We start from the raw sequence: 9,892 nt of genomic DNA on the forward strand, positions 1-9,892 counted from the left end.
AGCGCAAGCAGCACGAAGACGACGGATGTCGCAGGCGTCGTGAGCGGCACCACGAGCAGCGCCTGCACCGCGGTGTTCAGCAGGGCGACAGGGACCCACACCCGCCACGCGTGGCCGAGCAGCATCCACGTGCTCACAGGTCACCTCGCACGGCGTCATCCAGGATGTCCCAGTACTTCCCGCTATAGATCGTCTCATCGCCCACCGTCACGACAACCGTGTCGGTCGCATCGGCGGGGGATTCGACCGTGATCGCCTGGCCGTCCGCGGTCTCACCCGTGCACGACACCGCCTCGCCGTCTTGCTCGCACACGGGCGCAACAAGGACGTCGATGTTCTTCGCGAGCAGGATGTCGATAGCCGCGTATCGGATCTCTGTCATGTGGTTGCCGCCGACAGGGGCGAGAGCCTCAACCTGCGAGCATCCGGCCACCGCCACCATGCTCGCCGCTAGGACGGATGCCGTGATCAGTCGCCGCTTCACAGTCCACGCTCCGTCTCGTAAGCCAGGATCCGAGCGTTCTCGCTCAGGTGCTGCTTCTCGAGCGCGGCATCCGTGATTCGCGACAGATCGAACGGGGCCTTCAGCAGCAGTTCGGTGTTGCGATCCAGCGGCGAGCCACGGCGCATCATCGGGCTCTCTGCCCAGTCGTTCGCGGCGAACTCGCGCGAGCGCGACGCGAGGTCGGCAACGCTGCCGCTGGAACCGGGAACCGCGGGGGACGCATGGTCGAGCACCGTCGTGAACAGCGACAGGGTGCCGTCGCGGTTGTCGACGATCTCGACCACCTGTTGCTGCTGCGGGAAATCGATGCACGATGCTGTCGTGATCTCCCAGAAGCCGCGCTGGCCGTCCGAATGGGCGAGGACCTGATTCAGATGCGTGTGACCGTTGAGCCATCCGATCACCACGGGGTACTTGAGCAGCATGGCGACGAATTCCTCGGCGCCATACAGCTTTTGCGGGTCATCGAACCGCTGCGCCTTGTTCTCGAGCGTGAGGCTGTTGTGGTGGCTGAAGATCAGGACGAGCTTGTTCTCGGCCTGCGCCTGCTGCAGTTGCGTTTCGAGCCAGCGGAACTGCACCTCGGGAACCCCGCCGTCGGGCCCCGCGACCTGGTTGCACGTGTCGAGGCCGAAACCACGGACGTTCGGTGACAGGTCGGCCGACCACCAGGTCTCGCCCGAGTCGAGGTTGTGCTGGGTGAAGCCGTGGCCCACGGGGCCGGGCGTCGGCTGGGTGTTGAAGTGTTCGGCCATGAACTCGCGCTGTTCGAACAGGTAGCGTTCCGGGCTGGCTGCGACCTCCTTGAAGCCGGGCCGACCCCACGCGAGTCCCAGCGCGTCGACTGCCTGTTGCAGGATGCCGGTGGCAGCCGCCCACCCGCCGAGAGCCATTCCCGCGGTGCCCTCGAGCGCATAGGACTTCTGCGCGCCGATCGCCAGAGCGTGAAGCTGCGGGCTGAGATTGAAGGTGCCGAGCAGCAGCGTGTCGTGGTTTCCGTACACGGCGTACCAGGGGGCGGGCAGGCCGACGGAGTCGACAGGCTTCGCGATCGCCTGCGAGAGCAGATCCGGAAGCTGCGGGAACCCGTAGTCGCCGAAGGCGCCGCCGCTCGGGTCACCAGGTCGGTACGCCCACGTGGCTTCGGACCAGGCCTGCACGCCCTGATACGTCGAGCTCGCGTAGGCAGGATCGACGCTCAAGCCGTCCATGAGATCGATGTACCACCGCAGCTCCCTGTGGGAGTGCATGTCGGCAGAATCGCCGGTGACGATCGCGGCGCTCATCGGTGCTCCCGTGAGCGGGCTGTATCGGGCATCCGAAAACGCCTGCACCATTGCCGCGGTCGCGTGCGGGCTCAGGGGGTCTTGCGGGTGGAAGGCTGAGCCCCACGCCGAGTGGTCCTGAACGATCATCGGTTCGATGCGGCCGGGTGACTGCGCGTCGATGACGTGGAGATCGGAGAGGTGCCCGAGGTACAGCAGCGACCGTCGTGCCGTCGTTCGCGCGCTCGAGGGCGAGGCACGCAGGATGTCGAGACGCGGGATATACGGCTCGCCGGGCCCGGTCACGAGTCCCCGGTAAGAACCCTGGATCACGCTGCCTTGCAGGATCGTCTGCTGCAGGGTCGTGGGGATGCCGGCCGCGGTCTGTGCGGTCGTCTGCGCGCGAGCGGCGAGGCCGCGTCCGAGCACGTCGATGTTCAGTCCGGTGGCGGCAGCAAGCGCTGCAACGCCGGTGAGGAAGTGGCGGCGGGACAGTCCGGGCATCGATGCCGTCCGTTCGGGTCAGGCGACAGTGCTTTGACTTTATCGGAACGGCGCGTGCGGCGATCGGGCGGCGACGCGATTCAGTCTCGACGGCGCGTCAGGAGCCCGAGACCCATGCCCCACACGAGGTGTGCGATCGCAATCGCTCTGGCCCGTGGCGGGTGGTCGCGGTGGGCCGGGGGCAGGATACCGGCGATGGGCAGCCATCCTTCGTAGCTTGCCAACCACACGAGCACTCCCCAGACCGGACCGAGCACCGCGCGTCGGCCGCGAGCGCCGGGGGCGAGCACGGCGAAGGCGGCACCAGCCCCCGCACCGAAGGCGACGTGGAGAACCATCGACCATCGATCGACGGGGCGCGTCCGACGGCGCCGCCGAGTCGGGCCAGCGAGTCGCTCCAGAATCTCCGTCGGCGGCAGCGTGTCGTACGCGCCGGCGGCGCGGGCAGCGACGAACACCGCGGTCATCGGGACGGTCGCGGTAGCTCCGGCGACGGCGCCGCGTGCTGCGCGGGAGAGCATCGAACCTGGCATGCGTCCCAGCACACCGGACAGCAGCGGATCGTGCGAGCGGCTTGACAGCGCAGATGCCGGTCCGCGTCGGCGGTTCGAGCCCGCGCTTAGGCGTCGGGTCGCTCGATCAGCACGAGACCTTGCTTTGTCAGTGCCACCGTCACCCAGCCGTCGCCGAACAGGTAGGTCATGCCGTACCCGTCCTCATCGACCGCGACCGCGTACTGCGGGTCAGTCGTGATGTATGTGCCTTGGGCGCCGTCCTCGCGCAGCCAGCCCTGACTGATGAGCTCAGTCTGCAGGCGCGTTGCCTCGCTGGCGGCGATCGGTGCCCACCCGAAGAGCAGCAGGTTGTCCGTTGCCGGCCCGTCGAAGTCTGCCCAGGTGCACTGCAGGCCGCCCTCGACGACGGTTGCGCCGACGAGGAAATCGTCGGCCCGCGAGGTCCATCCGTAGCTGGTGAGTTCGTCGACGAGCGAGGAGGAGATGAGCGTGTCACACGTCGGTGCTGATGCCTCCGCTGTCGCGCTGGGGGAAGCCTCCGGGGTCTCGACCGGCGCTGCGGGCGGGGCGGATTCGGTGGTTGCCGGTGTGGGCTCCGGAGTGGAGGTTGTCGAGCACGCAGCGAGTGCCAGTGCAGCGAGCAGGATTGGTGCCAGCAGGGTCGCGCGCGGTGTCCTGGACCTCACGATGCGGATCCGTCGTCGCGCAGCAGGTCGATAAAGGCGTCGTGCAGGATGCCGTTGCTGGCGATCCCGGATCGATCACTCAGCGTGTGGGTTCCGTCGACAGCCGTGAACCGGCCGCCGGCCTCCTGCAGGATCGGGACGTAGGGAGCGACGTCGTACTCCTTCACACCGAACTCGGCGACCATCTCGAGGCGGCCCTCGGCCAGCAGCATGTAGGGCCAGGCGTCGCCGTATCCGCGATCACGCCATACGGCGCGGGTCAGGCGGATGAGGTCATCGACGCGGCCTACCTCGTCCCACTGCCCGATGCTCTGAAAGCTGACACTCGCCCGGTCGAGGGAGTCGACGTCGGAGACCTGCAGCCGAGTCGCCTCGCCCGATGGCGTCGCTGTCCACGCGCCGAGTCCGGTGGCGCCCCACCAGCGGCGCCCGATCGCGGGCTGGCTCACGACGCCAACGCGAGGGACCCCGTCGATCGCGAGGGCGATCAGCGTCGCCCACATCGGGATGCCCTTGAGGTAGTTCGCGGTCCCGTCGATCGGGTCGATGATCCATTGCCGTGCCTCGTCGCCCGACGACCCGAATTCCTCGCCGAAGATCCCGTCTGAGGGGCGTTCGGCCTCGAGGATGTCGCGGATGGCCCGCTCGGTGGCAAGGTCGGCCTCCGTCACATGCGTGGCATCAGGCTTGACACGGATGTCGAGATCAGCCGCGTCAAACCGGGCCATCGACACGGCGTCCGCGGCGTCCGCGAGCCGCAGCGCGAGGTCGAGCTCTGCCGAAAGATCACCGTTGAACGGTGCGTCGAAGCTGTTCATCGCGGGGGAGGACATCACAGGATCAAGGATAGGCGGCAGCGCCTCGCGCGATTTCTCGGTGACGTAATCGTGATGCTAGAGTTGACCCTCGGTTCGCCGCGCAATTTGAGCGTCGCAAACCTCTGCACCTCTAGCTCAATCGGCAGAGCAACTGACTCTTAATCAGTGGGTTCAGGGTTCAAGTCCCTGGGGGTGCACCATGGAAGGATTGCCACAATCGCCTGAGACTTTCTGGTTAGTGAGCAGGTTCGGCATTAGGACCGGCGCATGATGGTGCATGTCAGTTGACCATTGCCGCGCTGCTAGGAACAGCACATTTTGCGCCAACGACGCATGGGTCCTACCTGTTCATGCGGTTGGCGAAGCGGTAGAGGGAGTCTGGCTGCTCAAGGAGAGATCCTCGTGCGGGATGTTCGATCGATCTCTTCAATGAGGTTGCGGCAGATCGCCGCTACCTCGAGAACATCGTGCTCCTCGAGGTGCAGTTCATCGTCGGCGCCAACGCTGATTCCGACTCGGGAGAGTCTCTCGTCTGTCTTCGTGCGCGATGTCCGTTGGCGGTAAGTCAGCTGCCCCAGGCCATGTGCGACTGTGTTCCTGACCTCTTCCACCCCCTCGTTCCGCTTCCAACTGGGCTCCACCTGGTGCCAGTTCTTCAGAGCGTCTCGGATTCCCTGCCACGTGCCGGTCGCATTGCGAAGCGCATCGTCGAAGATTGCTCGGCGCGCACTGCTCGTGGCCGGATCGATCGCCGCCCTCGACAGACTCTCCAGCCGCTCTACGCAGAACGCCTCAGTCACCGACACGAGCCGAAGGACGGTGGCCTGCCGGTGGGCGTTGTGCGCATCGTGAATCGCTGTGCCGAGTCGGGAGACATGGTCGCGTCGTACCAGAGCGGTGGCCTGCCGCTGATGCTGAGCAAGCGTCCTCTTTAGTAGCGCACAGGATGCCTCAGCATGTGCGCTGAGGATCTCAGGTCGCGGCACCGCGAACTTCCTCCACGAGAATCCGTTCGATCTTGTCTTCGGCAGCGGCTTCTGCCACATCGACATCGACAATGGCGACCGCCCAGAGCACGAGCGTGCGCCAAGCGGGACCTACACCATCCAGAAGCGCCCGTAGCTCGTCTGCAGAAGCCAGTCCGAGTCGAGCGAGTGCCGATGCCGCAACTGCACGGAGAGCAGGGTCGTGGTCCTGGAGGCACTCTTTGAGCCACTCGTAATGCCCGTAGCGCCGCTTCGCCCGCCGGACGCTGCCTGCGGCTTCGGCCAGCCACATCTGCTGCCAAGTGCTGAAGCTGTGCTCTGAGACGAGCTCGTCCAACGTCTGGCGAATCAAACGCCTCTCGGTCAGCCCATGCCGCGCAAGCCGAGTCAGGTACGCAGCAACGTTGGGAGTGAGCGCAGGCGCCTGCCGAAGCACCGCCGAAATGTGCTCTAGCCCGCTGGTGTCTCCCGCGGCCCCTAGTAGAGGAAGCGAGACCGCTAGCAAGGACTCGGTGGTGGCCGTCTGCTGCGAGGTCGAATCGCCCTGCCCGTCGTGCTCTTCGACCCATTTCGCCAGTGCTCGGCTCGCGGCGCCTGCCTGGGCGGGCGTCGGTTCGACATGCGCGCTGGACGATGTCGGCTCCGAGTCCGTTGATATTGCGTCGTCCTCGGGTGTTGAGCCGAAGGACTTCGCGTCCTCGGCTGCCTCTGTTGCTGCCTCGTCGATGAGTTCGTAGTGTCCTGATCGGATCAAGACGAACTCATCGACGTCCGTTTCTTCGAAGAGCTGCGCTTCTGCCTTCGCAAACGCCTCGAGTGACTCGGTGTACTTGGCGAGCCGGTATGTAAACGTCTTGCTCTCATTGAGTGTCAGTCCCAGCGAACGCGCTTCTCGGGCCATCATCTCCAGTGCCGACTTAGCAGAAGCGAGGCTGTCGGTCGCGATGCGAAAGTCGTCCGAATAGGTGAAAACCGCGAATCCTGACCTATACAGGCGACGCCGCACCACATCGATGTACGTGTCGCCCAGCACATCGCTGGCGGCATGAATCTGAGGTATCCCTACGCGGCGCCCCATAAGGTCGAAAAGGAGCGCGATCAGGGCGTCTATCGCTAAGGCTTCGCCAGATTGAGCCTCTAGCTCCGTGGCGAGCACATCATGATCCACGTATTCGTAGAAAGCAGCGACATCGCTCGTGCTCACAAACTCGGTTCCGTCCACCGCCAGCGGGGCTGAAACGAAGTCCGCGTGAGGCGAACGGTTGGACAGATACGCGGGCATCGACGCAGCGATCAAGTCGACCAGGGCACGGTACAAGACGCGGTCGATGAGGGACAACTGGCTGATGGGGCGAGTGCCGCGTCGGTTCTTGTCGACAAACACGGTCTCGGCACGGGTCGGTTCCACGCGCTTCGTTAGTCGGTTCCGGATGTTGTTTGCCACTTCATCTGATCGTGCGAGAAGCACTCGCTGATCCCAGCGCACCGGGAACAGTCTGTTGCTGGAGCCGAGTTCGGCTTTGAGCGCGTCCTTGAAGTTCAGCCGCGGGATCAGAGCGGGTTCGATTCGCACGCGCAAAGTCTGCCAGAAACCCTGGTTTGCGCCCAGGGGCAGGCGCCCTAGACGACGTCGTGCGTGTGACGGGGCTCGGCGCATGGAGAGAAAGCGGAATCTGCGAGTCGCGGCCGATTTTGCTTGAGTGGGTTGTGACGGCTCGCGCCGAGAACGTGACCCGCTGGGCAACGCGCCCGCATGACTTCCCTTAGGGGCGCGCCACCCTGTCGCAGTTGTCGTGTCTTCGTCCAGCGATCGATCCCTGCCGCGCACGCCCCCTCGCGTGAGAGTGCTCTCACATAGCGTTCGCATAGCGGGCGCCAAAGGTAGGTTCGGTACCAGAGCAACACCTTCGCGATATTCGGGTAATCGCGAAGAAGGCGGCCCGGGTGAGAGCCTCTCCCCGGGCCGCATTTCTGTCCACGGGCGAACCCGCCGACCGGATGCCTCAGCCGGCGTCTCCGATGAGCACTGCCGCGCCCTCTTCTTGCGTGTCAGCCACACGGCCATCCACGCGGGCGAGGGTGCTGCGTCCGAGCAGGATGATCAACGCCGCGAGCATCACCGCGACAGCGGCGACGTAGTACGGAACGCTCGCCGAGAACGCGTGCCACAGCAGGGCGGCAAGCGGGGGAGCGGCCGCTCCGCCGAGGAAGCGCACGGCGGAGTATGCCGACGACGCGACAGCCCGCGGGTGATCGGTCGCTTCCATGACCGATTCCGTGAGCACCGTGTTCATGACGCCCAGCAGGAGTCCTCCGATGACGATGCAGGTGACCAGGGCTGCGGCAGTCGACACCAGCAGACCGGCGGCCAACAGGTCGAGGGCCAGCAGCACCAGAACGATCTGCATGATCGTGGTGCGCGGCATCCGTCGTGCCAGCGCCGGCGCTACCCAGACGCTGGTGACTGCGAGCGCAACTCCCCACCCGAAGAAGGTCAGGCCGATCCCCATCGCACCGAACCCGAGCGGGAATGGTGAGAAGGCGAGCAGGATGAAGAACCCGATGTTGTAGAAGAGGGCTGCCGCGGCGAGCACCGCGAGCGCCGGCGTGCGCAGGGCGCGGATCGGCGCCGACAGCGGGACGGGTGCCCGCCGCTCGCCGGTGCCGCGGACCAGGGCCGCGACCGCGATGAAGGCGATTGCCATCAGCACCACGACCCCGAAGAACGGGCCGCGCCAGCTGATCTCACCGAGAAGACCTCCCAGGAGGGGTCCGATCGCAATCCCGAGCCCGAGGGCCGCTTCGTAGAGGACGATGGCAGAGCCGCTGCCCCCGGATGCCGCCCCGACGATCGTGGCCAGCGCGGTGGAGATGAACAGGGCGTTGCCCAGGCCCCAGCCGGCGCGGAAGCCGATGATCGCGTCGACGCTGCCACTGAGCGCCGACAGGAGGGCGAAGAGCACGATGAGCCCGAGTCCTGCCATGAGCGTGGCCTTGGTTCCGATGCGGCTCGAGATCCAGCTCGTCACGAGCATCGCGAGTCCTGTCACGAGGAGGTAGCTCGTGAACAACAGCTCGGTCTCGACGGGCGTCGCGTCAAGCGAGGCGGCGATCGCGGGCAAGATCGGATCAACCAGCCCGATTCCCATGAAGGCGACGACACACGCGAACGCGACGGCCCACACCTGCGCGGGCTGGCGCCACACCGAGGCGCCGGATGCCGGAGCGTGAGTGGATGCGGTCATTGGTTCCGTCCTGAGGCGTCGAGTGGAGCGTCGATGGTGCGCTCGCTCAGCACCTGGGCGGTGCGCTCGAGCGCTGCGCGGTCGCCGTCGGTGAGATCAGCGAACAAAGGAGCGAGCGTCTCACTCAGCTGAGCCCGCCAGCGCGCGAGAGCTCCACGTCCGTCCGCGGTGATGCGTACGACGGTGGCCCGCGAGTCCTCCGGATCGGGGGAGCGGGTCACCAGGGCCTCATCGGTCATCTGGCCGATCAACCGCGTCATCCCGGGTTGTGTCGTTCGTGCGGCCGCAGCGAGTTCGCCGATCCGGAGTGCGCCGTAGCGCTCGAGAGTGGCAAGAGCCCTCCACTGCGCCGCGGGGGTGTCGTTTCCGGTGCGGTGTGCCGCGATGCGTCCCAGTGAGTAGGCCGCGCTGATGATCGTCTCGATGGGGCCGGGGTCTGTCACGGTCTCGACTATATACCTCAGATATATAACACAGGCATGTAATGCGGATCCGGTCGCGAATCGGTAACGGATGTCGGCATCCCGGCGACACGACTTGCCCCGCGCGCCACCGTCACCTACTGTAGGTGCCACCTGAATCAACTTTCAGGTATGCCCCCTTCCAACGGTGAAAGGCACGCACATGCGGGTTACGAAGAAGTTGCTCCTGGGTACGGTGGTCGCCACCAGCGCCCTTGTTATGGCGGCCTGTGCGCCGCAAACCGGCGGTGGCGACACCGGCGGCGGCGAAACGGCAGGACCCTCCGAGGTCACTGTCGGGATCGTCTCGAGCGAGAGCGGACCGCTTGCCAGCTACGGCGAGCAGTACCTCTGCGGGTTCCGCGCCGGTCTGTCGTACGCGACCGACGGCAGCAACGAGATCAACGGCACGACCATCAACGTCGAATACCGCGACGACGCCGGCGACCCCGACAAGGCCGTCACAGCGGTCAAGGAACTCATCGGCGACGGCGTCAACATCATCGCGGGCACGGCATCGTCGGGTGTCGCGCTGGCGGTTGCCGAGCAGGCCGAGCAGAACAAGGTGCTCTACATCTCCGGTCCCGCGGCAGCCGACGCCATCACCGGCATCAACGACTACACGTTCCGGTCGGGTCGCCAGAGCTCGCAGGATGTCGCGACAGCCGGAACCTTCCTCGATGACATCTCGGGCAAGACGGTCACCGTCTTCGCTCAGGACACCGCGTTCGGTCAGGGCAACGTCGCGGCTGTCGAGGCGATCCTCGGCGGTCAGGGTGCAACGGTGAACTCGGTTCTCGTAGCCGAGGACGTCACCGAGTTCACGCCGTTCGCGCAGCAGGTGCTTGCCGGCAACCCCGACCTCGTGTTCGTCGCATGGGCAGGGGCGACCTCGGGTGCGATGTGG

Annotated in this window: 9 protein-coding genes and 1 tRNA gene; 2 read left to right on the top strand and 8 right to left on the bottom strand. The window is 65.8% G+C overall.

From position 1 onward, the window contains the following. Positions 1–133 precede the first annotated feature (133 nt). The 5 genes from B3587_RS15495 to B3587_RS15515 form a co-directional block, all read right to left on the bottom strand. Positions 134–484, bottom strand: coding sequence for a hypothetical protein (locus B3587_RS15495; RefSeq protein ID WP_292730325.1), 351 nt, complete (start codon positions 482–484; stop codon positions 134–136). After that, entirely contained in the window at positions 481–2,274 is a 1,794-nt protein-coding gene (locus B3587_RS15500; RefSeq protein ID WP_292730328.1) for a TIGR03767 family metallophosphoesterase, read from the bottom strand. Before B3587_RS15500 ends, B3587_RS15495 begins: the two co-directional genes overlap by 4 nt. Before the next feature lie 80 nt (positions 2,275–2,354). Further along, the gene (locus B3587_RS15505) at positions 2,355–2,807 is read right to left on the bottom strand and encodes a DUF6789 family protein (protein WP_292730331.1); all 453 of its coding nucleotides are present in this window, start codon (positions 2,805–2,807) and stop codon (positions 2,355–2,357) included. A gap of 86 nt (positions 2,808–2,893) precedes the next feature. Beyond that, positions 2,894–3,475, bottom strand: coding sequence for a hypothetical protein (locus B3587_RS15510; RefSeq protein ID WP_292730334.1), 582 nt, complete (start codon positions 3,473–3,475; stop codon positions 2,894–2,896). Beyond that, entirely contained in the window at positions 3,472–4,308 is an 837-nt protein-coding gene (locus B3587_RS15515) for an inositol monophosphatase family protein (protein ID WP_292730337.1), read from the bottom strand. Before B3587_RS15515 ends, B3587_RS15510 begins: the two co-directional genes overlap by 4 nt. Before the next feature lie 109 nt (positions 4,309–4,417). Between B3587_RS15515 and B3587_RS15520 the strand changes: the two genes are divergently transcribed. Further along, a tRNA-Lys gene (locus B3587_RS15520) sits at positions 4,418–4,493 on the top strand. A 772-nt stretch (positions 4,494–5,265) separates the two neighbouring features. Here B3587_RS15520 and B3587_RS15525 read toward each other — a convergent pair. From B3587_RS15525 to B3587_RS15535, 3 genes are all read right to left on the bottom strand, one after another. After that, on the bottom strand, positions 5,266–6,852 hold the full coding sequence (locus B3587_RS15525) for an RNA-directed DNA polymerase (RefSeq protein ID WP_292730340.1): 1,587 nt from the start codon (positions 6,850–6,852) through the stop codon (positions 5,266–5,268). Positions 6,853–7,282: 430 nt separating this feature from the next. Then, on the bottom strand, positions 7,283–8,524 hold the full coding sequence (locus B3587_RS15530; protein WP_292730343.1) for an MFS transporter: 1,242 nt from the start codon (positions 8,522–8,524) through the stop codon (positions 7,283–7,285). Continuing rightward, positions 8,521–8,967 carry a MarR family winged helix-turn-helix transcriptional regulator gene (locus B3587_RS15535; RefSeq protein WP_292730346.1) on the bottom strand — a complete coding sequence of 149 codons (447 nt, stop codon included), beginning with the start codon at positions 8,965–8,967 and terminating at the stop codon, positions 8,521–8,523. The genes B3587_RS15530 and B3587_RS15535 overlap by 4 nt, the downstream gene beginning before the upstream one ends. A gap of 181 nt (positions 8,968–9,148) precedes the next feature. Here B3587_RS15535 and B3587_RS15540 point away from each other — a divergent pair. Next, a partial coding sequence (locus B3587_RS15540; RefSeq protein WP_292730348.1) for an ABC transporter substrate-binding protein occupies positions 9,149–9,892 on the top strand: 744 nt, incomplete at its 3' end.

The sequence above is a fragment of the Microbacterium sp. UBA837 genome (genome assembly GCF_002296025.1).
Taxonomy (GTDB): domain Bacteria; phylum Actinomycetota; class Actinomycetes; order Actinomycetales; family Microbacteriaceae; genus Microbacterium.